Source organism: Enterobacter cloacae complex sp. IR5459 (assembly GCF_049238005.1).
Classification (GTDB): domain Bacteria; phylum Pseudomonadota; class Gammaproteobacteria; order Enterobacterales; family Enterobacteriaceae; genus Enterobacter; species Enterobacter hormaechei_C.
In genome coordinates this window covers 314,152-336,997 of the sequence record NZ_JBMKIG010000001.1, presented here as the reverse complement: position 1 = coordinate 336,997, position 22,846 = coordinate 314,152, and the positions used below count along the sequence as shown (strand labels likewise).

Sequence of the window (22,846 nt, the reverse complement as noted above, 5' to 3'; positions counted from 1 at the left end):
CTACGGGTGCGGGTTAGCTATCGCAGTGACATCAGTGAAAATGTCGGGTCGGCAAGCGGTACGTCCGACAGATCCCGCCCCGCCGCCATCCAGCGCTTCGCCAGCTTGACGGTGCGCGCATCGTTGAACGCCACAAGCTGCGTTAGCCGCCCGTTGTCGTCCAGCGAGAAGTACAGCGCCTCTTCACGCAATATCGTTCGGCAGCCTGCCTGCGGAATGCCGAGGATCTGAATGTTGTGCTGGTATTGATCCGACCACAGCCACGGCGCGTCGTCATAACCTGGCGCATCGGGATTGAGCATCGCTTTCGCCGTCGCCACCGCCTGATTCTGGGCGAAGGCCCAGGACTGGATGCACAAGCCGTAGTGATGGTGCTGGGCGACATCTCCTGCGGCAAAGATGAACGGATCCGAGGTGCGTCCCTGGGCATCCACCACGATCCCGCGCCCGGTTTTCAGCCCCGCGTCACGCGCCAGCTCCAGATTGAGATCGACGCCGATCCCCACCACCACTGCATCAAAGGTTTCACGGTTGCCGTCGCAGTGGACGACCGGCAGGCCGCCGTCGTCCTCCAGCTCCAGCGCGCCGCAGCCGGTACGGATCTCCACCCCCTGCTCGCGGTGGATGGCCTCCAGGCGCTGCGACACCTCGCCGCTCACCGAGCGCATGCACAGCGCAGGCTGCTGCTCGAACAGCGTGACCGCCACGCCGCTTTTCCGCGCGGAAGCGGCAATCTCAAGGCCAATCCAGCCGCCGCCGATAATCGCGAGTTTGTGACTTTCCGACAGGCGACTTTTCAGGCGCTGCGCGTCCTGCCAGTGGCGCAGGGTATAGACCTGCGGATGGCTGGCCCACGCCTGCGAAGGCAGGCGCGCCCGACCGCCGGTAGCGATTAAAAGGATGTTGTAACTAAGCTGCTCGCCGTTGCTAAGAAGGACTTTTTTTTCATCGCGATCGACAGATTCAGCGCGCAGCGGTCGGTACCAGGTCAGGTCCAGCGCCTGCTGCACCTCGTCGGTAAACAGCCTTGGGAGCGCCGCGTCCGGTTCCAGCAGAGACGCTTTTGACAGCGGCGGCCGCTCGTAGAAATCCCATTCCTCTTCCGCTACCACGCAAATCTCGCCGTCGAAGCCCTCGTCACGCAGGGTTTTCGCCGCCCAGCCGCCTGACTGGCCGCCGCCGATAATGACAATGCGCGATGTCATACCGCCTCCGGCTTTTTCTGCTGACGGCGCGTGTCGTGGTCAATCCCGCCTTCCACCGCCCACTCGGTGAAGGAGACCAGGGAATGCTCCAGCTCGCGCGGCTGCCAGTTTTCCGTCAGGTAATCATCGTTGGTGTAATACTCAAACGCGCCGCCGGTCGGGCTGTTGACGTACCAGAAGTACGCCGACGACACCGGATGACGTCCCGGCCCGATAAAGGTGCTCCAGTCATGTTTATTCATCGCGATACCGCCGCCGATCACCTCGTGGATATCGCGCACGGTGAAGGCCACGTGGTTAAGGCCGCGCTTGCGGTTCGGCAGTTGCAGCAGGAACAGGTTGTGATGGCCGCCACGCACGCCGCAGCGCAGGAACACGGCGCGGTTGATATAGCGATCCGAGACCTGGAAGCCGAGCACCTCGCGGTAGAATTTTTCCACCGCCGCCAGCTCCTCCACGAAGAACACCACATGCCCCACGTTGATCGGCTGGGCGCGATCGTAAACCGGGCTGGGCGTGTCGATACGGCGGGCGTCGCCCCACTGGTTTATTGGCTCGACGTTAAGCTCCACGTCGGTCTGCTGGGTCACCTGCACGCGCAGCGTCATGCCGTTCGGATCGAGGCATTCCAGCGCGTCGCCCACTTCGCGAAAGCCGGGCTGCTGCGCCAGCTTCGGGCGCAGCGCGTCGAGATCGGACTGTGCGGCAACCGCCCAGGTCATGCGGCGCAGGGTGTTGCCCGCTTCAAACGCGGGCGGCAGGTCGGGGCTGTCGATCGGGTTAAGCTCCACGCGCGCGCCGCTCAGGGTGGTGAAACGCTGGCCGCTGGCATCGCCCGTCAGGCCAAAATCACGCATAAATTTGGCGCAGTGCGTCAGGTCTTCCACACCAAATTCCAGCTTTTCAATTCCGGTTACACTCATCGTTCGTTGCCTCATCTGGCCCAGATTGGGCGTAAAACATGCCCGACGCAGTCAAGCGCCTGGCGTTAACTCACTGATTTAACTGGCCTGTGATAGATACCCTAAGAAGCCAGAAATTTTATCCGCCGCAAGGCGAACCTCGTTTTGCAGGCGCTCGCGGTCGCTCTGCGGGATCTCCTCCGACGGCACCAGAATGCTGACTACCGCCGCCACGCGGCCGCTTCGGTCATACACCGGGTAGACGATGGAAGAGATGCCGTGGCGGAAGAAGGATTCGCCGATGACATACCCGCGGGCTTTGTCCTGCTGCACCATCTGCCACAGGGCTTCACGGTCGTGAAGCTGCCCCGGCGTGTTGCCCGGCAGACGCTCATGCGGGAACAGCTGTTCGAAATCAGCGCGGGAAATATCGGTCAACAGCATGCGGCCCAGCGAGGTACAGTGCACCGGCAGACGGGTACCAATGCTGACCTGGTTGATACGCGACCCGGCGGCGCTGACGCGGGCGATGTATATAATGTCGCGCCCGTCGCGGATCGCCAGATGGCTGCTGCACTGGCTCACGTCGCGCAGTTGCTCGATCACCGGCTGGCCGACCTGCGCCACGTCCAGCGAGGCGATGTACTCAAAGCCAAGACGCAGCACGTTCATGCCCAGCGAAAAGGTATTGGTGCGCGTGTTGCGCTCCAGAAAGCCCATGTACTCCAGCGTCTGCACCACGCGATAGGCGGTCGCCTTCGGCATATCCACCAGCCGGTGCAGCTCGGCAAAAGTCAGATCGCGATGCTGCTCGCCAAAGGCCAACAGCAGCTGTAAACCGCGCTCCAGCCCCGGCACCAGATACTTCACTTCCTGATCGTTTGCCATCATCGCCCTACCTTAGTTAAAGACAAAACCGCCGTTGACCGGGATCAGCTGTCCGGTGATGAACCGAGACAGATCGCTTAGCAGCCAGACCACGCTGCCAGTGACATCTTCCGGCTGCTGCGCGCCGGTTAACGCGCGTCCGTTTTCGTAGAGCTGATGCCGTTCGGCGGGGACATATTCCGTCGCCTCGACGCGGGTTAACCCCGGCGCGATGGCATTAATGCGTATACGCTTTTCACCCAGTTCGCGCGCCATTGATCGGGTCATGGCAATGACGGCCCCCTTGCTGGCGACGTAGGCCATCAGGCGCGGCGCGCCCCACAGCGCGGTGTCGGACGCCACGTTCACAATGCCCGCCCCTTCACGCAGCAGCGGCACGGCGGCGCGCGTCACCAGCCAGGTGCCTTTGACATTGACGCTCATCACCCGATCCCAGAGATCCGGATCGTAATCGAGCATGTTTTTGCCGCCGACGCCCGTCGCCATCGCCGCGTTGTTCACCAGGCCATCGATCTGACCCTGCTCGCCAATGGCGCTGAACACCTGCTCAATGGACTGTGGATCGGCCAGATCGATAACGTGCGGTTCGATCGCATAGCCCCGCTCGCTCAGGGCGTGGGCGCTTTCGGCCAGCTCGCCCTTCAGGATGTCGCACATCACCACCGCCGCGCCCTGCTCCGCGCAGGCTTTGGCAAAGTGAAAGCCCAGCCCGCGCGCGGCGCCGGTTATGACGATGCGCTTGCCGCTCAGCAGCCCGTTCATCAGGCGGCTCCCTGCTGTGCTTCACGCATCGCCAGCTGCTCTTTGGCGGCCTTTTGCATCATGCGGCGCAGGCGCGAAAGACCGACGTCGTGCTGATACAGGTACTCATGATCGCGCGCGTTTGGCGCCAGGCTTTCCAGCACCACGCGGTCCTGCTCCAGCACTTCCCAGTGCAGTTTTTCCAGACGGTTGCGGTACATGAAACGCCACATATCGCGCTGCCAGCCCTGCACCCGGCGAATGCGCCAGAAGAAGACGCGGCAGTTGTCGTTATCTTCCGGCACCACCATGCCGACGATAAAGAAGTGGCCGCCCGGCCCGAAGCGCTTCTTGTACGGAATGGAGAGGCGCATCCAGCAGGTGCCGCTGTTGCCCAGCTCCACCCAGTCAAAATTGACGCCGCTCTGCCCTTTCTTCTCGAAAATAAAACCGGTTTTGGTCGGCTGGAGCACCATGTCGGCCTTGCGATCCCCTTCCGCCATCGAGTGCGACGAGGAGTGCAGATAGGTGCCGTGCATCGGGTCCATCACGTTTTCCAGCGCGTACTGGTAATTGCATTTCCACGCGGCGGTGCAGAGGAAGTTGCTGAAGCTGTCCGTATCGGCGAGCTCGTCCGGGAAGGTCAGCTCGTCCGGCTGCTGGTCCGCGGTGACGCCAAACCAGAGGAAGATGGCGCCGTGCGCCTCCTGCACGTTATAGCTGCGTACGCACTGCTGGCCGACCAGCGGACATTTATCTACGGCGGGCACGTCTTTCACTTCGCCGTTGCCCGCCACCTCTACGCCGTGATACCAGCAGGCAATGCGGTCCCCGAGGTTCCAGCCCATCGACAGGCGCGCGCCGCGGTGCGGGCAGCGGTCCTCCAGCGCCTGAACCTGGCCATCTTTATTGCGCCAGACCACAATCTGCTCGCCCAGGCGGGTGATGCCCACCGGCGCAGACTGCACTTCCCAGCTCGCCAGCACCGGATACCAGAGGCCGCGCAGACCTTTATCCAGATAATGTTGTACGGTCGTCGTCATCACGTTGCCCTCAGTAGCCGTTAACCTGTAAGAATGCCTGGAAACTGGCGTCGCTCCACGGCTCGCCCTGCTGGTCGTGCATACGCACCGCGTTCAGCCCGCTTACCAGCTCCGGCAGAGTTTCAACGCCCTGCTCGAAGAGATCTTCCAGCGTCGCAATCAGCTTCACTTCCCAGCTTTCCGGCTCGCGGCTGCGGGTCTGCCAGATCAGGTTCTGGTACTCGCCCGGCTTGTGAATGGCGCCATTACCGCCCTCTGCCGGCGGGGTAAACTGGCGGCTTTCCGGCAGCGCCGGGTTGTAGTTCAGCGTGTCGCTCATGCCACGGTCTCCTCAACGAAGGTAATCTGAATCTGGTTTTCAAAGACCCGAACCGGGTATCGGTTGAGGTTGCGTCCTCCGGGGCCGTGCAGACACTGGCCGGTTTTGACGTCGAACACCGCCTCGTGCAGCGGGCATTCCACCTTGCCGTCTTCCACGAACCCCTGACTCAGCAGGGCATAGGCGTGCGGGCATACGTCCTCCAGCGCGTAATATTCACCGTCGATCAGGTAAACGCCGATCTCTTTACCGTCGACGTTGCCGCTAAAAGGGAAATCTTCCTGTACTTGCTCTGCGTCACATACGCCTATCCAGCTCATCACGATCCTCCAGGCTTTTGTTTCATATATGAAACTCTGTTTCTTATTTAATACGGTCAATATAAAAGCGATGAATGTTTCGTCAAGCGACAATGTGACGAATTTGTTAATCGATCAGCAATTAATTAACTAAGTGTGCAAGGGATCACGAAAAAATGCAGCGATATGAAATTTTCATTATTGCAGCGTGAGAAATACGTTTTTTTAATGGCCTCTTATTTTGAATAAAAGATATTGACTTCCTTTCTTTTTACTCTTTAAAAATAAATGAACGTCACCTCTTTCGCGTTTCACCTGTGAAACTCATTTTTAATTTATCTTTACTAAACAAAGAGTTTCACAGGTGAACCATTTTAGCTCCGTGACAATCACATTGATGAAAAATATAAGTTACAAAAAACGTAAGGCGGACATGATGACGGCAAGATGGCAAGGCACGATTGCGCTTTTATTACTCATTATTATTTCGTACGTCGATCGGGTAAATATCTCGGTAATGATTTTAAACCCGGAATTTGCCGAACATTTTCAGTTAAATGAAAACAGAATGTTACAGGGTATGCTCATGACCTGCTTTCTTCTGGGTTATGGTTTTTCCGCTCTATTATTAACGCCGGTTATTGAAAGCAAACTTCATTATCGGCAGGGATTATTAAGCAGCATTGCGATTTGGGCCGCGGTCTGCGCGGTTTCGCCTTTGCTCGGCTCGCTGACGGGAATGCTCATCGCCCGCGTGATTCTGGGGATCGCGGAGGGTCCGCTATTTTCGCTGAAAACGCGCTTTATCAGCGATAACTTTAGCGCGCAAGAGATCGGTAAACCCAACGCCGTGACCGCGCTGGGCGTCTCGCTCGGGCTGGCCGTGGGCTTTCCGCTGGTGACCTGGCTGATGTCGCATCTGGGCTGGGCCGGATCGTTTTATGCACTGGCGGCAATCAACCTTCTCCTCGGGGGCAGCTTAATCTGGCGTTTTCTGCCCGCGCCGCGCAAGCTCCCGACCGCGAAAAAACCGGGGTTTGTCCACACCTTCACGCTGGCCTGGCAGACGCCGCTGCTGGGCTGGATCATGGTGGTTGAAATCGCCACCCTGAGCTATCTCTGGGGGAGCAGCGCCTGGCTGCCCGCGTGGCTGCGCGACGAGCATCATTTCTCGCTGCATGCCACGGGCTGGCTTGCGGCGATCCCCTTCCTGCTCAGCCTGGGGTCAAAGTTTCTGGGCGGCGTGCTGCTCGACAAAATGCGTCCGGAACAGGCACCGGTGCTGTTTGTGGTGGGCGGGGCGATGACGGCGCTGTCCGTGGTCGCGCTGATGCTCAGCCATCAGCCTGCCTGGCTGGCGCTGTTTATGCTTTCGGCTAATGTCTTCTGGGGGCTACAGGGGGCGGCTATTCCGGCGGTGATCCAGCATCACGCCGCGCGGGAAGCGGTGGGCAGCGCTTACGGCATAATCAATGGGATCGGCAATATCTGCGCGGCGTTTATTCCGCTGCTGATGGGGATGGTGATGAGATCGGTGGGGTCGGTCAGTTCAGGCTTTTCGGTGCTGGTCGTTTCGCAGGTTATCACCCTGCTTGCCGGGGGAATGTTGCTGCTGCGCATGCGGCGCGCAGCAGCAATCAGCGCGTAAGGCTTATTCGCCTTTTTTCGCCGCCTGGATGTAGAGCATTTCCAGCGCCAGGGTCGCCGCGGCCAGCGCGGTGATCTCGGACTGGTCATATGCCGGAGCCACTTCCACCACGTCCATCCCGACGATGTTCAGATCCTTCAGGCCGCGCACCAGCTTGATGGCGCGGTCTGATGTCAGGCCGCCGATCACCGGCGTACCGGTACCCGGTGCGAATGCCGGATCCAGGCAGTCGATGTCGAAGGTCAGGTAGACAGGCATATCGCCGACGATCTGCTTAACCTGAGCCAGAATATCGTCCACGCCGCGATCGTTCACCTGGCCCGCGTCCAGCACGGTAAAGCCGTTGTCTTTGTCAAACTCGGTGCGGATGCCGATCTGCACGGAGTGGTTCGGATCGATCAGGCCTTCCTTCGGCGCGGTGTAGAACATGGTGCCGTGGTCGAACTCGCAGCCGTTCGCGTAGGTGTCGGTGTGCGCATCGAAGTGCACCAGCGCCATTTTGCCGAAGTGCTTCGCGTGGGCGCGCAGCAGCGGCAGGGTCACGAAGTGGTCACCGCCGAAGGAGAGCATGCGTTTACCGGCCGCCAGCAGCTTCTCGGCGTGCGCCTGCAATTTTTCGCTCATCTCACGCGCGTCGCCGAAGGCGTACACCAGATCGCCGCAGTCCACCACGTTCAGGCGCTCGCGCATGTCGAAGTTCCACGGGAAGCGGTTGTGCTCCCAGGCCAGGTTAGTGGAAACCTGACGGATCGCCGCCGGACCATGACGACCACCCGCGCGACCGGACGTTGCCATGTCGAACGGTACGCCGGTGATCACCCAGTCCGCATCGCTGTCGTACGGCTGGAAGTTCATCGGAAGGCGTAAAAAACCAAACGCGTTAGATACCAGAGAGTTATCGTACTGATGACCTAAAGTGCTCATGTCCTGACCTCTTATAAAGTCGATACATTAAAAACAGATGAAAAAAAATCCCCTCCGCGTCGTTAAACCCGACGAGGAAGGGATTGATTCGTAAATCGCTAATTGGGGCGAATTATCGCCGTTAATTCATACGGGTTCAAGTGAGTATAGGGCATTGTGCGGTCTGTTGCCCTCACCCCGCCCCTCTCCCACGGGGAGAGGGAGTTTACCTACTCATCTTCCAGGTAGGTGTACCCGTACAGACCCGCTTCAAACTCTTCCAGGAACTGCTGCTGCAAGGCATCGTCCAGACCGGTGTTTTTCACCTGATCGCGGAACTGGGTGAGCAGTTTTTTCGGATCCAGCTGAACGTATTCGAGCATGTCCGCCACGGTGTCCCCTTCGTCGGACAGCTCAACCTCCACGCTGCCGTCAGGGAAGACAAACACGTCAACCGCTTCGGTATCACCGAACAGGTTGTGCATGTTGCCGAGGATCTCCTGATACGCCCCCACCATAAAGAAGCCCAGCATTGGCGGGTTCTCCGGATCGTACTCCGGCATTGGCATCGTCGTTGCGATACCGTCACCGTCAACGTAATGGTCAATCGCGCCGTCAGAGTCACAGGTGATGTCCAGCAGCACGGCGCGGCGTTCCGGGGCGTGGTTCAGCCCTTCCAGCGGCAGAACCGGGAATAGCTGGTCGATACCCCAGGCATCCGGCATCGACTGGAACAGGGAGAAGTTGACGTACATTTTGTCCGCCATACGCTCCTGCAACTCGTCGATAATCGGACGGTGCGCGCGGTTGCTCGGGTCGAGCTGTTTCTGCACTTCGTGGCACATATTCAGGTAGAGCTGCTCGGCCCACGCGCGCTCTTGCAGGCTGAATGTGCCTGACGAGTAGCCGACGTGAATATCGTGCAGGTCCATCTGGCTGTCGTGCAGCCATTCGCGCAGGGAACGACGCGTGCCCGGCTCGTGCATCTCCTGCCAGGTTTCCCACATGCTTTGCAGGGAACGTGGGGCATCGTCTGCCGGAGGCGTGGCTTCGGTGATTTCGCTACGCTCAACGCCAATGATGTTAGAGACCAGTACCGTATGGTGCGCCGTGACCGCGCGGCCGGATTCGGTGATCACCGTCGGGTGCGGCAGGCCGTGCTCTTCGCAGGCATCGCCAATCGCCCAGATGATGTTGTTGGCATATTCGTTCAGGCCATAGTTTACCGAACAGTCAGACTGCGAGCGGGTCCCTTCGTAGTCCACGCCCAGGCCGCCGCCCACGTCAAAGCACTGAATATTCACGCCGAGCTTATGCAGCTCAACGTAGAAACGTGCCGATTCACGCACGCCGGTGGCGATGTCGCGAATGTTGGCCATCTGCGAGCCGAGGTGGAAGTGCAGCAGCTGAATGCTGTCCAGACGACCGCGCTCGCGTAGAATTTCCACCAGCTGAAGCACCTGGTTCGCCGCGAGGCCGAACTTGGATTTTTCACCGCCGGAAGACTGCCATTTACCGGAACCCTGCGACGCCAGTCGCGCACGCACGCCAAGGCGTGGGATCACGTTCAGACGCTCGGCCTCTTCCAGCACGATCGCGATTTCGGTCATCTTCTCGATCACCAGATAGACCTTGTGGCCCATCTTCTCGCCAATTAATGCCAGACGAATGTATTCGCGATCTTTATAGCCGTTACAGACGATCACCGACCGGGTCATGCCCGCGTGCGCCAGAACCGCCATCAGCTCCGCTTTAGAGCCTGCTTCCAGGCCCAGCGGCTCGCCGGAGTGGATCAGGGACTCAATCACGCGACGGTGCTGGTTGACCTTGATCGGGTAAACGAGGAAATAGTCGCCGTTATAACCATACGATTCCCGCGCGCGTTTGAACGCGGCGTTAATAGAACGCAGGCGATGTTGCAGGATCTGCGGGAAGCAGAACAGTGCAGGCAAGCGCTGACCCTGCGCTTCACGGGTTTTCACCAGTTTAGCGAGATCCACGCGCGCTTCCGGGACGTCCGGATCCGGGCAGACACTGATGTGGCCCAGCTCGTTAACGTCGTAGTAGTTATTGCCCCACCAGGCAATATTGTAAGTGCGCAGCATCTTGCTGGCTTCCTGGGAGCTCATCGCAACCTCCTGCATAGAACGTAGTACACCCTGTTCGCCTGCTGACGAAGGCGAAAGCGAAGACATGTCGTCAGACATAGCGAACCTCAACTCTTTGTATTAAGTGTAAAACAGTTGACTACTATCGCAGCGTTATACGGCGATAACAACCCATTAACGGCTCCATTTCCCAGCAGAGTATGCTGAAACCCAGACCGTGCGACCGGTTTCTTATTCATATCATTGTAAAACACGTATCCGAACTCTGTATGACAAGGTTCGGCGAAACCACGAGAAAACTCCTGTATTAACAAGAGCGCCCTTGTTCAGTTTTCACAAAGCGTGACCGGCTCTGGAATCCTGAGAAGCACCGAGATGGGTATAACATCGGCAGGTGTTTAGACCAGAAGTGCGGGTGGGAATCAAATGCGCGCCAGAACGGCTGCGCTGAATGAGCGGAAAACGATGGTTCATTATCTGGTATCACCTCCACGGCCGCCTCTGCTGAAACGGACCACAAGCCAAAGCTAAAAGTTCACTGCTTAACCCGGCTGGAAGTGGCGACACGATGTGTTCATCGAGCGCTTATTTTATATGAGCCGCGCGCCGCGTTTTATACCGAGAAGGTCGCTAAAAAGCAAAACAAAAATGCGCAGGTTGCCAGCGTCGTCAGGAAAAATTTCCAGCCGTGTTTTCAACGCAATGAGAGGTGAGTCAAAAAAAACTGGAAATCGGGTGAAGAAGTGACCTAAAATAGACGTCCAGATGTTAATCCATCCATACCGATTAACACTCAGACTGCCAGTGTCAAAATCCTGTAGGCCTTGGTAGAATTATCTCCTATGGCTATTCCACACAGCAGCTTGAGCTAACCAAATTCCTCTTAGGTGAAATAAAACATGGCAAAACACCTGTTTACGTCCGAGTCCGTATCAGAAGGACATCCTGATAAAATTGCTGACCAAATCTCCGATGCGGTGCTGGATGCGATCCTCGCGCAGGATCCAAAGGCGCGCGTAGCGTGTGAAACCTATGTCAAAACCGGCATGGTTCTGGTTGGCGGTGAGATCACCACCAGCGCATGGGTTGATATCGAAGAGATCACCCGTAACACGGTGCGTGAGATCGGCTATGTACATTCTGATATGGGCTTTGATGCCAACTCCTGCGCCGTACTGAGCGCGATTGGCAAACAGTCTCCGGACATCAACCAGGGCGTTGACCGTGCCGATCCGCTGGAACAGGGCGCGGGCGACCAGGGCCTGATGTTCGGCTACGCAACCAACGAAACCGACGTGCTGATGCCAGCGCCGGTGACCTACGCACACCGTCTGGTGCAGCGTCAGGCTGAAGTACGTAAAAACGGCACCCTGCCGTGGCTGCGTCCGGATGCGAAAAGCCAGGTGACCTTCCAGTATGACGACGGGAAAATCGTCGGTATTGATGCCGTGGTTCTTTCCACGCAGCATGCTGAAGAGATTGACCAGAAATCCCTGCAAGAAGCGGTGATGGAAGAGATCATCAAGCCGGTTCTGCCAACTGAATGGCTGAGCTCTGCGACCAAATTCTTCATCAACCCAACCGGACGCTTTGTTATCGGCGGCCCAATGGGTGACTGCGGTCTGACCGGTCGTAAAATCATCGTAGATACCTACGGCGGCATGGCACGTCACGGCGGCGGCGCATTCTCCGGTAAAGATCCGTCTAAAGTTGACCGTTCTGCCGCGTACGCTGCACGTTATGTGGCGAAAAACATCGTTGCTGCCGGTCTGGCTGACCGCTGTGAAATTCAGGTTTCCTACGCCATCGGCGTGGCTGAGCCAACCTCCATCATGGTGGAAACCTTCGGTACTGAAAAAGTGCCTTCTGAACAGCTGACCCTGCTGGTGCGTGAGTTCTTCGACCTGCGTCCATACGGTCTGATTCAGATGCTGGATCTGCTGCACCCAATCTACCAGGAAACCGCAGCGTACGGTCACTTTGGTCGCGAACATTTCCCATGGGAAAAAACCGACAAAGCCGCCCTGCTGCGTGATGCTGCCGGTCTGAAATAATCGACTGCCAGCAGCTTAAACAGGCCAGCCTTTGTGCTGGCCTTTTTTATGTCGGGTGGCGGCTATGCCTTACCCGACCTACGGGTAGTGAGTTTTTGTAGGCCGGGTAAGGCGCAGCAGCCACCCGACAATGTTTGGAACCGTTTACACCTCACTCTCTATACCCCGCTTTCAGAATATTCTCTTTGCATGATCGCATTTCTTCTGCTGTTACATTCCCTTTCAGTTAAGTCTGAAATTTGTGCAAACGCGATGCACATCAATTAATTTACCTCTATATTTTCAAAGCTTTAATTATTTTTACGGTTACAAGCCAGTGTAACCGATTACACCGTTGTGATTTGACTCACATATTTTTATGAGCCGCTCACCTACTCTTTATATCGTAAAAACTGATAACCCAACTGGAGGGCATAATGCCTGACAATAATAAACAGGGGCGTACGTCCAATAAGGCAATGACGTTCTTCGTCTGCTTCCTCGCCGCTCTGGCAGGATTACTCTTTGGCCTGGATATTGGCGTAATTGCCGGTGCATTACCTTTCATCACCGATGAGTTCCAGATTAGCGCACACACTCAGGAATGGGTGGTTAGCTCCATGATGTTCGGTGCCGCCGTCGGCGCGGTCGGCAGCGGCTGGCTCTCCTTTAAGCTCGGGCGTAAAAAGAGCCTGATGATTGGCGCGATCCTGTTCGTTGCCGGCTCACTGTTCTCTGCCGCTGCGCCTAATGTTGAAGTGCTGATCATCTCCCGCGTGCTGCTCGGTCTGGCAGTGGGCGTGGCGTCTTATACTGCCCCGCTGTACCTGTCTGAAATCGCTCCGGAAAAAATCCGCGGCAGCATGATTTCCATGTATCAGCTGATGATCACTATCGGTATTCTGGGGGCTTATCTCTCCGATACCGCATTCAGCTACAGCGGCGCATGGCGCTGGATGCTGGGCGTCATCATCATTCCTGCCATCCTGCTGCTGATTGGCGTCTTCTTCCTGCCGGACAGTCCGCGCTGGTTCGCCGCCAAACGCCGCTTCCATGATGCCGAACGCGTGCTCTTACGCCTGCGTGATACCAGCGCCGAAGCCAAAAACGAGCTGGAAGAGATCCGCGAAAGCCTGAAGGTCAAACAGTCCGGCTGGGCGCTGTTCAAAGAGAACAGCAACTTCCGCCGCGCGGTGTTCCTCGGCGTGCTGTTACAGATCATGCAACAGTTCACCGGGATGAACGTCATCATGTATTACGCGCCGAAAATCTTCGAACTGGCGGGCTACACCAACACCACCGAGCAGATGTGGGGCACCGTGATCGTTGGCCTGACCAACGTGCTGGCGACCTTTATCGCTATCGGTCTGGTGGACCGCTGGGGACGTAAGCCAACCCTGACGCTGGGCTTCCTGGTGATGGCCGTCGGGATGGGCGTGCTGGGTACCATGATGCACATGGGCATTCACTCCCCAACGGCACAGTACTTCGCCGTGGCGATGCTGCTGATGTTTATCATTGGGTTTGCGATGAGCGCCGGTCCGCTGATTTGGGTGCTGTGCTCTGAGATCCAGCCGCTGAAAGGACGTGATTTTGGCATCACCTGCTCTACCGCGACCAACTGGATTGCCAACATGATCGTCGGCGCAACGTTCCTGACCATGCTTAATACTCTGGGTAATGCCAACACCTTCTGGGTGTACGCCGGTCTGAACCTGTTCTTTATTGTTCTCACTATCTGGCTGGTTCCTGAAACCAAACATGTTTCACTGGAACACATTGAACGTAACCTGATGAAAGGTCGTCCTCTGCGCGAAATCGGCGCACACGACTGATCCTCCTGCGGGAGGCGCCTCTTGCGCCTCCCCGCTTCCCGCTTTATGCTCTGCCCCTATGAAAGCACCCCGTCTCCCCATCGCCATTCAGCAAGCCGTTATGCGCAGCCTGCGGGAAAAACTCGCCCAGGCCAACCTGAAGCTCGGCCGCAATTATCCTGAACCGAAGCTGGTCTATCAGCAGCGTGGCACCGCGGCAGGTACCGCCTGGCTGGAATCGTATGAGATCCGCCTCAACCCGGTGTTGATGATGGAAAATCAGCAGGCGTTTATCGAAGAAGTGGTGCCGCACGAGCTGGCGCATCTGCTGGTGTGGAAGCACTTTGGCCGCGTCGCGCCGCACGGCAAAGAGTGGAAGTGGATGATGGAGGCGGTGCTCGGCGTTCCGGCCCGTCGCACCCATCAGTTCGAGCTGGAATCGGTACGCCGCAATACCTTCCCCTACCGCTGCCAGTGCCAGCAGCACCAGCTTACCGTCCGCCGCCATAACCGCGTAGTGCGGGGCGAGGCGACCTACCGCTGCGTTAAATGCGGCGAACCGCTGGTTGCGGAATAATCACGCGAACTTTCAGGAACTTTCCTGATCTGACTGATTGCATACGGGAACAACATTCGTTACGTTGCGGGCTCGTTTTGACACGGAGTGTAAGATGTCCCGTAATGTTTCTCTCGCTGTCGCTTTTCTGGCGACAGCGCTCTCCGGCCATGCTCTGGCCGACGGTATTCACAGTTTCTCTCAGGCAAAAACCGCAGGCGTAAAGATTAACGCCGACGTACCGGGTGATTTCTACTGCGGCTGTAAAATTAACTGGCAGGGTAAGAAAGGGGTCGTGGATCTGGGATCCTGCGGCTATAAGGTGCGCAAGAACGAGAACCGCGCCAGCCGAATCGAATGGGAACACGTCGTTCCGGCCTGGCAGTTTGGCCACCAGCGCCAGTGCTGGCAGGACGGTGGACGTAAAAATTGCGCAAAAGATCCGGTCTACCGCCAGATGGAAAGCGATATGCACAACCTGCAACCCGCCGTGGGTGAGGTCAATGGCGACCGCGGAAACTTCATGTACAGCCAGTGGAACGGTGGCGAAGGCCAGTACGGCCAGTGCGCCATGAAGGTCGATTTCAAAGAGAAAGTCGCCGAACCGCCTGCCCGCGCGCGCGGTAGCATCGCCCGCACTTATTTCTATATGCGCGACCGCTACGATCTCAATCTTTCCCGCCAGCAGACGCAACTCTTCAATGCCTGGGACAAGCTCTACCCGGTGACGGACTGGGAATGCCAGCGCGACGAACGTATCGCCAAAGTCCAGGGGAATCACAACCCTTACGTCCAGCGGGCTTGCCAGGCGCAAAAGAGCTAACCTACACTACGGCAATTCGCTTATATCGCATGACACATGGAATTTCTGACTATGCGCATCCCTCGCATCTATCACCCTGAACTGATTACCCCAGGCGGCGAAATCGCCCTGTCTGATGATGCTGCAAACCATGTAGGTCGCGTGCTGCGCATGGGTGCAGGCCAGGCGATTCAGCTCTTTGACGGCTCTAATCAGGTTTTCGACGCTGAAATTACGCGCGCCGATAAAAAAAGCGTGCACGTGAAGGTGCTGCGTGGCGACGTGGATGACCGGGAATCGCCGCTGCACATTCACCTGGGCCAGGTGATGTCGCGTGGGGAAAAGATGGAGTTCACCGTTCAGAAATCCATTGAACTGGGTGTAAGCCTCATTACGCCACTTTTTTCTGAGCGCTGCGGCGTTAAACTGGATGCGGAACGTCTGAACAAAAAGATCCAGCAGTGGCAAAAAATTGCCATTGCGGCCTGCGAACAGAGCGGCCGCAATCGTATCCCGGAGATCCGCCCGGCGATGGATCTGGAGGACTGGTGTGCAGAAGAGGAAAGCGGGCTTAAGCTTAATCTTCATCCGCGCGCCAGCGCCAGCATCAATACGCTGCCGCTGCCCGTTGAGCGTGTACGCCTGCTGATTGGCCCGGAAGGCGGCCTGTCGGCTGACGAAATTGCCATGACGGCGCGTTACCAGTTTACTGATATTCTGTTGGGACCTCGCGTTCTGCGCACTGAGACAACGGCACTCACCGCCATTACCGCGCTACAGGTGCGATTTGGCGATCTGGGTTGAAGCAAAGACCCATAACCGGAGAAGAAGATGATTAAGCTCGGCATCGTGATGGACCCCATCGCAAACATTAACATCAAGAAAGACTCCAGCTTCGCTATGCTGCTGGAAGCGCAGCGTCGCGGCTATGAACTCCACTACATGGAGATGAACGATCTTTACCTGATCAACGGTGAAGCCCGCGCACGCACCCGCATCGTTAACGTCGAGCAGAACTACGAAAAATGGTACGAATTCGGTACCGAGCAGGATATTGCCCTGGCCGACCTCAACGTCATCCTGATGCGTAAAGATCCGCCGTTCGACACCGAATACATTTATTCCACCTATATCCTTGAGCGTGCCGAAGAGAAAGGCACGCTGATCGTCAACAAGCCGCAGAGCCTGCGCGACTGCAACGAGAAGCTCTATACCGCATGGTTCTCTGACCTGACGCCGGAAACGCTCGTCACCCGCAGCAAAACGCAGCTGAAAGAATTCTGGCAGAAGCACGGCGACATCATCATGAAACCGCTGGACGGCATGGGCGGCGCGTCGATCTTCCGGGTGAAAGAGGGCGATCCGAACATTGGCGTGATTGCCGAAACGCTGACCGAGCTGGGAACCCGCTACTGTATGGCACAGAACTATCTGCCGGCCATTAAAGACGGCGACAAGCGTGTGCTGGTCGTAGACGGCGAGCCGGTGCCTTACTGCCTGGCGCGTATTCCGCAGGGAGGGGAAACCCGTGGCAACCTGGCGGCTGGCGGCCGTGGCGAACCGCGTCCGTTAAGCGAAAGCGACTGGGAAATTGCCCGCCGCGTCGGCCCTACGCTTAAAGCCAAAGGCCTGATCTTCGTTGGCCTCGATATCATCGGCGATCGTCTGACCGAAGTGAACGTCACCAGCCCAACCTGCATTCGTGAAATCGAAGCGGAATTCCCGATCTCGATCACCGGAATGCTGATGGACGCTATCGAAAAACGTTTACAGAAATAACCTGTGACAGCGCCTGTGTTTATCCCCATACTGGGCGCTGTCGCTTTTTAAACCAGGAAACAGTACCTCTGACAATGAATTTACAGCATCACTTTCTTATTGCCATGCCTGCTCTCCAGGATCCGATTTTCCGCCGCGCCGTGGTCTATATTTGTGAATACAACGAAGACGGCGCGATGGGGATTATCATCAATAAGCCGCTGGAAAACCTTCAGGTTGAAGGGATTCTGGACAAGCTGAAAATCCCTGCTGAAGCGCGGCTGCCGGAAATCCGTCTCGATAAACCGGTGATGCTCGGCGGTCCGCTTGCAGAAGATCGTGGTTTTATCCTGCATACCCCGCCGGTTTTCTCGTCCAGCATTCGTATCTCCGATAACACCGTCGTCACCACCTCTCGCGATGTGCTTGAAACGCTGGGCACTGCCAGTCAGCCTTCTGAGGTGCTGGTTGCGCTCGGTTACGCCTCCTGGGAAAAAGGGCAGCTGGAACAAGAAATTCTGGATAACGCCTGGCTGACGGCCCCTGCGGATATGAATATCCTGTTTAAAACCCCTATCGCCGATCGCTGGCGTGACGCGGCAAAACTGATTGGCATTGATATTCTGACCATGCCTGGCGTTGCGGGGCACGCGTAATGAGCGGCACCCTTCTCGCCTTCGACTTCGGCACCAAAAGCATCGGCGTCGCTGTGGGTCAACGGATCACCGGCACCGCTCGCCCGCTCACTGCGCTGAAAGCTAACGACGGCACGCCGGACTGGAACCTTATTGAGCGCTTGCTCAAAGAGTGGCAGCCGGACGACGTGATTGTCGGTCTGCCGCTGAACATGGACGGCACCGAGCAGCCGCTTACCGCCCGCGCGCGCAAGTTCGCGAACAAAATCCATGGCCGCTTTGGTGTCTCCGTTAAGCTGCACGATGAACGTTTGAGCACCGTCGAGGCACGCGCTGGCCTGTTCGAGCACGGTGGCTTCCGGGCGTTGAACAAAGGCAGCGTGGATTCAGCTTCAGCCGTCATTATCCTCGAAAGCTATTTCGACCAGGGTTACTGAGCGCCGGGGCCTACACCCGCCCCTGCGCCCGTCGCTCCGCCAGACTCTGCTCAAAGTTCTGCATCCCCGCCTGCTGCCCCGTTTGAATAATGCCCGGCAGTTGCCAGGTTTTGCCTTCGCGGATCAGGTTTGCCGCCGCCGACGTATTCACCAGTAGCTCATACAGCGCCACGCGCCCGCCCTGGACATCCTGACGCAGCTTCTGCGCCAGAACCGCACGCAGGCTTCCCGCCAGTTGATTACGCACCGGATCTTTCTCCTGCGCCGGAAAGGTGTCGACCAGGCGCTCGATCGCCTGCGCCGCACCGCGCGTGTGCAGCGTGGCCAACACCAGATGGCCGGTTTCCGCCGCCGTCAGCGCCAGGCGTATCGTCTCGCTGTCGCGCAGCTCACCAAGCAGAATCACATCCGGATCTTCACGCAGAGCGCTGCGCAGGGCCTCGGCAAAGGACGGGCTGTGCAGGCCTATCTCCCGCTGCTGGATCAGGCAACGTTCACTCTGGTACATAAACTCCACCGGACCTTCCAGGGTCAGAATATGCCCGTCCGTCTGGTGATTGAGGAAATCGACCATCGCGGCCAGAGTGGTCGATTTCCCGCTGCCGGTGGCGCCGGTGACCAGAATCAGGCCATTGTCATTGGACAAAAGCTCCGGGATCGCGCGCGGCACGCCTAACGCAGAGAGCTGCGGGCACGTCAGCGGCAACAGGCGCAGCGCGATCGAAACGCCGTGCATATGCTTAAACGCACTGCCGCGCAGCCGCTGACCGCCTGTGAGGGTAACGGCAAAATCCACCTGCCCGTTTGCCCACCAGGCGCCCTGCTGTTCGTCATTGAGCCACGCTTTTAATAATGCCTCCACATCCGGGGGCGGAAACGGCGCAGGTTCAAGACGGCCTGACCTGCGCCAGCGCGGTGGTGAATCACTGCACAGGTGTAGATCGGAGACGTTATGCTTTACACTAAGGGCCACAATTTCTTCCACATCCATAGACAACTCCTCGGAAAATGAACGACATTGCGCATAACCTGGCACAGGTCCGGGACAAAATCTCAGCCGCGGCAACGCGTTGCGGCCGTGCTTCAGAAGAAATTACGTTGCTTGCAGTCAGCAAAACCAAGCCTGCGAGCGCCATCGCAGAAGCGATAGCCGCCGGTCATCGTGCCTTTGGTGAAAACTATGTGCAGGAAGGCGTAGATAAGATTCTCGCTTTCCGGGAACGGGGAAATGCAGACCTGCAATGGCACTTTATCGGTCCGCTACAGTCGAACAAAAGCCGTCTGGTAGCAGAGCACTTCGACTGGTGTCACACCATCGATCGTCTGCGTATCGCTACCCGTTTGAGCGACCAGCGCCCTATTGAGATGCCAGCGCTTAACGTGCTAATTCAAATCAACATCAGCGATGAAAACAGCAAGTCCGGCATTACGCTGAGCGAACTGGATGCGCTGGCGGCGGACGTGGCGGCGCTGCCGCGCTTAACCCTGCGCGGGCTGATGGCTATCCCGGCGCCAGAGTCAAGTTATGAAAGGCAGTTTGCCGTAGCACAGCAAATGGCTGTAGCATTTGAGGCGCTTAAAGCGCGCTATGACACGGTAGACACGCTTTCTCTGGGCATGTCGGATGATATGGAAGCCGCCATCGCGGCAGGCAGCACCATGGTGCGCATCGGCACAGCAATTTTCGGTGCGCGCGATTACCCCTAATAATAAGGAAACCTGAGGAACGCCATGAAGACGTTGACTTTCCTGCTTTCAACGGTCATTGAACTGTATACGATGGCGCTGCTGTTGCGCGTCTGGATGCAGTGGGCCCGTTGTGATTTTTACAATCCATTCTCACAATTTATCGTGAAAATCACGCAGCCCATTGTGGGGCCGCTTCGCCGCATCATTCCGGCAATGGGGCCGATTGACAGTTCATCTCTGCTGATGGCGTTTATTCTGAGCGTTATCAAAGCGATCGTGCTGTTTATGGTCATCACTTTCCAGCCGATTATCTGGTTTTCAGCCGTTCTGATCCTGGTTAAAACCGTCGGCTCGCTGATCTTCTGGGTCCTGCTGGTGATGGCGATCATGAGCTGGGTAAGCCGGGGCCGTAGCCCGGTGGAGTACGCGTTGATTCAGCTGACAGAACCGTTGCTGCGTCCAATTCGTAGCCTGCTGCCTGCGATGGGCGGAATCGACTTCTCGCCGATGCTTCTCGTTCTGCTGCTGTACGTGCTGAATATGGGTATCGCGGAACTGTTACAGGCGACGGGTAATATGCTGCTGCCGGGGCTGTGGATGGCGTTATGAGTGCAGTTAGCCCCTGCGCCGACGGGCTGGTTTTACGGCTGTACATTCAGCCGAAAGCCAGCCGCGACAGTATTGTTGGGCTGCATGGCGACGAGCTAAAAGTCGCCATCACGGCCCCGCCGGTTGACGGCCAGGCGAATGCGCATCTGACCAAATATCTGGCTAAACAGTTTCGCGTCGCTAAAAGCCAGGTCATCATTGAGAAAGGTGAACTTGGCCGGCATAAACAGGTAAAAATCCTTAACCCGCAATCTATCCCGACGGAAGTCGCGGCTCTGACAGAACAGGACTAAACCATGCAGAAAGTTGTTCTCGCCACCGGTAACGCCGGTAAAGTGCGCGAGCTGGCCTCGCTATTAAATGATTTTGGGCTGGACGTGGTGGCTCAGACCGAGCTGGGCGTGGACTCCGCCGAAGAGACCGGCCTGACGTTTATCGAAAACGCCATTCTGAAAGCGCGCCATGCGGCGCAGGTAACCGGACTGCCCGCGATTGCCGATGATTCCGGTCTGGCCGTGGATTTTCTGGGCGGTGCGCCGGGGATTTACTCCGCCCGCTATTCCGGGCCGGACGCCACCGACCAGCAGAACCTGGAAAAGCTGCTTGTGGCCCTGAAAGACGTTCCTGACGAACAGCGTACCGCGCAGTTCCACTGCGTGCTGGTCTACATGCGTCACGCGGAAGATCCCACGCCGATTGTCTGTCACGGCAGCTGGCCGGGCGTGATCACCCGTGAAGCGGCGGGCAACGGCGGCTTTGGTTACGACCCGATTTTCTTTGTCCCGACCGAGGGCAAAACCGCTGCGGAACTCACCCGCGAAGAGAAAAGCGCGATCTCCCACCGTGGACGCGCCCTGAAACTGTTACTGGAAGCACTGCGTAATGGCTAATTTGCCGCCTCTGAGTCTTTATATTCACATCCCATGGTGCGTGCAGAAATGTCCGTACTGTGATTTCAACTCGCACGCGCTGAAGGGTGAAGTGCCGCACGATGATTACGTCGCGCATCTGCTGGCCGATCTGGATGCCGATGTACCGTACGCACAGGGACGTGAAGTGAAGACCATTTTTATTGGTGGCGGTACGCCGAGCCTGCTTTCAGGCCCGGCGATGCAGACGCTGCTGGACGGTGTGCGCGCACGCCTGAACCTGGCAGCGGATGCTGAAATTACGATGGAAGCCAACCCCGGCACCGTTGAGGCCGACCGTTTTGTCGAGTACCAGCGTGCGGGCGTGAACCGTATCTCTATCGGCGTGCAGAGCTTTAGCGAGCCAAAGCTGAAGCGTCTGGGGCGCATTCACGGCCCGGAAGAGGCAAAGCGCGCGGCAAACCTGGCAACGGGGCTTGGGCTGCGCAGCTTTAACCTCGACCTGATGCACGGCCTGCCGGATCAGTCGCTCGAAGAAGCGCTTGACGATTTGCGTCAGGCGATTGAACTGAACCCGCCGCATCTGTCGTGGTATCAGTTGACCATTGAACCGAACACCCTGTTTGGTTCGCGCCCGCCGGTGCTGCCGGACGACGACGCGCTGTGGGATATCTTCGAGCAGGGCCACCAGCTTTTGACCGCGGCGGGATATCAGCAATACGAAACGTCGGCGTATGCGAAGCCGGGCTATCAGTGTCAGCACAATCTGAACTACTGGCGTTTTGGCGACTATCTCGGAATTGGCTGCGGTGCGCACGGCAAGGTGACCTTCCCGGACGGACGCATTCTGCGTACCGCCAAAACGCGTCATCCGCGCGGGTATATGGAAGGCCGCTACCTGGAGCGTCAGCACGACGTCGAGGCGGTGGATAAGCCGTTTGAGTTCTTTATGAACCGCTTCCGTCTGCTGGAAGCCGCTCCGCGCGCGGAATTTACGCGTTATACCGGGCTGCCGGAGTCAGTGATTCGCCCGCAGATTGACGAGGCGCTGGCGCAGGGGTATCTGACCGAGTGTGATGAGTCCTGGCAGATCACCGAGTACGGCAAGCTGTTCCTGAACTCCCTTCTTGAGTTGTTCCTCGCTGAAAATCCTGAAGGCTGATTCAGGATTTTACATCCCGTTCTGCTGGCTGAGGGAAAGGCTGGCAGAGTGTGGGGATGGAAACAATACGTTCATACGCAAAGCAGCTCAGACGCGAGCTGACACAGGAAGAAAGACGGCTTTGGTATTTACTGCGCAGCCGCCGTTTCGAAAATTATAAATTTCGCCGACAGCACCCGGTAGGTAACTACATTCTGGATTTCGCCTGTTGCGCGGCTCGGCTGGCCGTTGAGCTGGATGGCGGACAACATGATGAAAATCAGGAATACGATCGACAAAGGACATTGTGGTTAAACCATAAGGACTGGCACGTCATTCGATTCTGGAACAACGAACTCTGGAATAACGAAGAGGCGGTGTTAGAAAGGATCCTTGAAACGCTGCAAGCGCTGCAACCCTCACCCCGGCCCTCTCCCTGAAAGGGAG

At 57.5% G+C, this 22,846-nt stretch carries 27 protein-coding genes; 15 read left to right on the top strand and 12 right to left on the bottom strand.

Annotated elements, in window-relative coordinates; genetic code table 11:
* Positions 1-17 precede the first annotated feature (17 nt).
* The 7 genes from ACOTX4_RS01630 to ACOTX4_RS01600 form a co-directional block, all read right to left on the bottom strand.
* On the bottom strand, positions 18-1,205 hold the full coding sequence (locus ACOTX4_RS01630; protein ID WP_022651824.1) for an NAD(P)/FAD-dependent oxidoreductase: 1,188 nt from the start codon (positions 1,203-1,205) through the stop codon (positions 18-20).
* A complete protein-coding gene (locus tag ACOTX4_RS01625) occupies positions 1,202-2,128 on the bottom strand; it encodes a VOC family protein (protein WP_003860055.1) in 927 nt (308 codons plus the stop codon). Before ACOTX4_RS01625 ends, ACOTX4_RS01630 begins: the two co-directional genes overlap by 4 nt.
* 78 nt (positions 2,129-2,206) lie before the next feature.
* Positions 2,207-2,995 carry an IclR family transcriptional regulator gene (locus ACOTX4_RS01620; protein ID WP_003860053.1) on the bottom strand — a complete coding sequence of 263 codons (789 nt, stop codon included), beginning with the start codon at positions 2,993-2,995 and terminating at the stop codon, positions 2,207-2,209.
* 12 nt (positions 2,996-3,007) lie between these two features.
* A complete protein-coding gene (locus ACOTX4_RS01615) occupies positions 3,008-3,757 on the bottom strand; it encodes an SDR family oxidoreductase (protein WP_003860050.1) in 750 nt (249 codons plus the stop codon).
* Positions 3,757-4,779: an aromatic ring-hydroxylating oxygenase subunit alpha gene (locus ACOTX4_RS01610; protein WP_003860047.1), complete on the bottom strand. Its 1,023-nt coding sequence runs from the start codon at positions 4,777-4,779 to the stop codon at positions 3,757-3,759. The genes ACOTX4_RS01615 and ACOTX4_RS01610 overlap by 1 nt, the downstream gene beginning before the upstream one ends.
* Positions 4,780-4,789: 10 nt before the next feature.
* Positions 4,790-5,098: a recombinase-like helix-turn-helix domain-containing protein gene (locus ACOTX4_RS01605; RefSeq protein ID WP_003860045.1), complete on the bottom strand. Its 309-nt coding sequence runs from the start codon at positions 5,096-5,098 to the stop codon at positions 4,790-4,792.
* Positions 5,095-5,418: a Rieske (2Fe-2S) protein gene (locus tag ACOTX4_RS01600; RefSeq protein WP_003860044.1), complete on the bottom strand. Its 324-nt coding sequence runs from the start codon at positions 5,416-5,418 to the stop codon at positions 5,095-5,097. Before ACOTX4_RS01600 ends, ACOTX4_RS01605 begins: the two co-directional genes overlap by 4 nt.
* 415 nt (positions 5,419-5,833) lie before the next feature.
* On the opposite strand from ACOTX4_RS01600, the gene ACOTX4_RS01595 reads away from it, so the two are divergent.
* A complete protein-coding gene (locus tag ACOTX4_RS01595) occupies positions 5,834-7,045 on the top strand; it encodes an MFS transporter (RefSeq protein ID WP_045332930.1) in 1,212 nt (403 codons plus the stop codon).
* A gap of 3 nt (positions 7,046-7,048) precedes the next feature.
* On the opposite strand, the gene speB is transcribed toward ACOTX4_RS01595, so the two are convergent.
* The 4 genes from speB to ACOTX4_RS01575 form a co-directional block, all read right to left on the bottom strand.
* The gene (speB, locus tag ACOTX4_RS01590) at positions 7,049-7,969 is read right to left on the bottom strand and encodes an agmatinase (RefSeq protein WP_017382921.1); all 921 of its coding nucleotides are present in this window, start codon (positions 7,967-7,969) and stop codon (positions 7,049-7,051) included.
* Positions 7,970-8,178: 209 nt separating this feature from the next.
* Positions 8,179-10,155, bottom strand: coding sequence for a biosynthetic arginine decarboxylase (speA, locus tag ACOTX4_RS01585; protein WP_017382922.1), 1,977 nt, complete (start codon positions 10,153-10,155; stop codon positions 8,179-8,181).
* Positions 10,156-10,163: 8 nt separating this feature from the next.
* Complete coding sequence (gene yqgB / locus ACOTX4_RS01580) at positions 10,164-10,295, bottom strand: acid stress response protein YqgB (protein WP_057979949.1); 132 nt, start codon at positions 10,293-10,295, stop codon at positions 10,164-10,166.
* Positions 10,296-10,389: 94 nt separating this feature from the next.
* Complete coding sequence (locus ACOTX4_RS01575) at positions 10,390-10,530, bottom strand: hypothetical protein (RefSeq protein ID WP_418235904.1); 141 nt, start codon at positions 10,528-10,530, stop codon at positions 10,390-10,392.
* A gap of 425 nt (positions 10,531-10,955) precedes the next feature.
* Here ACOTX4_RS01575 and metK point away from each other — a divergent pair, with 425 nt between their 5' ends.
* The 8 genes from metK (at position 10,956) to ruvX (ending at position 18,091) form a co-directional block, all read left to right on the top strand.
* Positions 10,956-12,110 (top strand): methionine adenosyltransferase, encoded by a 1,155-nt coding sequence (gene metK / locus ACOTX4_RS01570; RefSeq protein ID WP_003860037.1) that lies wholly within the window; start codon positions 10,956-10,958, stop codon positions 12,108-12,110.
* Positions 12,111-12,526: 416 nt separating this feature from the next.
* Positions 12,527-13,924: a galactose/proton symporter gene (gene galP / locus ACOTX4_RS01565; RefSeq protein WP_015571832.1), complete on the top strand. Its 1,398-nt coding sequence runs from the start codon at positions 12,527-12,529 to the stop codon at positions 13,922-13,924.
* Positions 13,925-13,982: 58 nt separating this feature from the next.
* On the top strand, positions 13,983-14,480 hold the full coding sequence (locus tag ACOTX4_RS01560) for a SprT family zinc-dependent metalloprotease (RefSeq protein ID WP_003860035.1): 498 nt from the start codon (positions 13,983-13,985) through the stop codon (positions 14,478-14,480).
* Between the two features lie 94 nt (positions 14,481-14,574).
* Positions 14,575-15,282, top strand: a complete 708-nt coding sequence (endA, locus tag ACOTX4_RS01555; protein ID WP_003860034.1) for a deoxyribonuclease I — start codon at positions 14,575-14,577, stop codon at positions 15,280-15,282.
* A gap of 51 nt (positions 15,283-15,333) precedes the next feature.
* Entirely contained in the window at positions 15,334-16,065 is a 732-nt protein-coding gene (rsmE, locus tag ACOTX4_RS01550; protein ID WP_022651829.1) for a 16S rRNA (uracil(1498)-N(3))-methyltransferase, read from the top strand.
* A 27-nt stretch (positions 16,066-16,092) separates the two neighbouring features.
* A complete protein-coding gene (gene gshB, locus ACOTX4_RS01545; RefSeq protein WP_003860032.1) occupies positions 16,093-17,040 on the top strand; it encodes a glutathione synthase in 948 nt (315 codons plus the stop codon).
* Between the two features lie 74 nt (positions 17,041-17,114).
* The gene (locus ACOTX4_RS01540) at positions 17,115-17,675 is read left to right on the top strand and encodes a YqgE/AlgH family protein (RefSeq protein WP_003860031.1); all 561 of its coding nucleotides are present in this window, start codon (positions 17,115-17,117) and stop codon (positions 17,673-17,675) included.
* Positions 17,675-18,091 (top strand): Holliday junction resolvase RuvX, encoded by a 417-nt coding sequence (ruvX, locus tag ACOTX4_RS01535; RefSeq protein WP_003860030.1) that lies wholly within the window; start codon positions 17,675-17,677, stop codon positions 18,089-18,091. Before ACOTX4_RS01540 ends, ruvX begins: the two co-directional genes overlap by 1 nt.
* A 10-nt stretch (positions 18,092-18,101) precedes the next feature.
* Here ruvX and ACOTX4_RS01530 read toward each other — a convergent pair whose 3' ends face one another.
* A complete protein-coding gene (locus tag ACOTX4_RS01530) occupies positions 18,102-19,082 on the bottom strand; it encodes a type IV pilus twitching motility protein PilT (protein WP_421635346.1) in 981 nt (326 codons plus the stop codon).
* A 17-nt stretch (positions 19,083-19,099) separates the two neighbouring features.
* On the opposite strand from ACOTX4_RS01530, the gene ACOTX4_RS01525 reads away from it, so the two are divergent.
* From ACOTX4_RS01525 to ACOTX4_RS01500, 6 genes are read left to right on the top strand one after another with little or no spacing between them, the layout of a single operon-like run.
* Positions 19,100-19,798 carry a YggS family pyridoxal phosphate-dependent enzyme gene (locus tag ACOTX4_RS01525; RefSeq protein ID WP_023314824.1) on the top strand — a complete coding sequence of 233 codons (699 nt, stop codon included), beginning with the start codon at positions 19,100-19,102 and terminating at the stop codon, positions 19,796-19,798.
* A 24-nt stretch (positions 19,799-19,822) separates the two neighbouring features.
* Complete coding sequence (locus ACOTX4_RS01520) at positions 19,823-20,389, top strand: YggT family protein (RefSeq protein ID WP_063937884.1); 567 nt, start codon at positions 19,823-19,825, stop codon at positions 20,387-20,389.
* On the top strand, positions 20,386-20,682 hold the full coding sequence (gene yggU / locus ACOTX4_RS01515; RefSeq protein ID WP_003860023.1) for a DUF167 family protein YggU: 297 nt from the start codon (positions 20,386-20,388) through the stop codon (positions 20,680-20,682). The genes ACOTX4_RS01520 and yggU overlap by 4 nt, the downstream gene beginning before the upstream one ends.
* Before the next feature lie 3 nt (positions 20,683-20,685).
* Positions 20,686-21,279: an XTP/dITP diphosphatase gene (locus tag ACOTX4_RS01510; protein ID WP_022651831.1), complete on the top strand. Its 594-nt coding sequence runs from the start codon at positions 20,686-20,688 to the stop codon at positions 21,277-21,279.
* Positions 21,272-22,420, top strand: a complete 1,149-nt coding sequence (hemW, locus tag ACOTX4_RS01505) for a radical SAM family heme chaperone HemW (RefSeq protein ID WP_023323732.1) — start codon at positions 21,272-21,274, stop codon at positions 22,418-22,420. The genes ACOTX4_RS01510 and hemW overlap by 8 nt, the downstream gene beginning before the upstream one ends.
* A gap of 56 nt (positions 22,421-22,476) precedes the next feature.
* Entirely contained in the window at positions 22,477-22,839 is a 363-nt protein-coding gene (locus ACOTX4_RS01500; RefSeq protein ID WP_022651832.1) for an endonuclease domain-containing protein, read from the top strand.
* Positions 22,840-22,846: the final 7 nt, after the last annotated feature.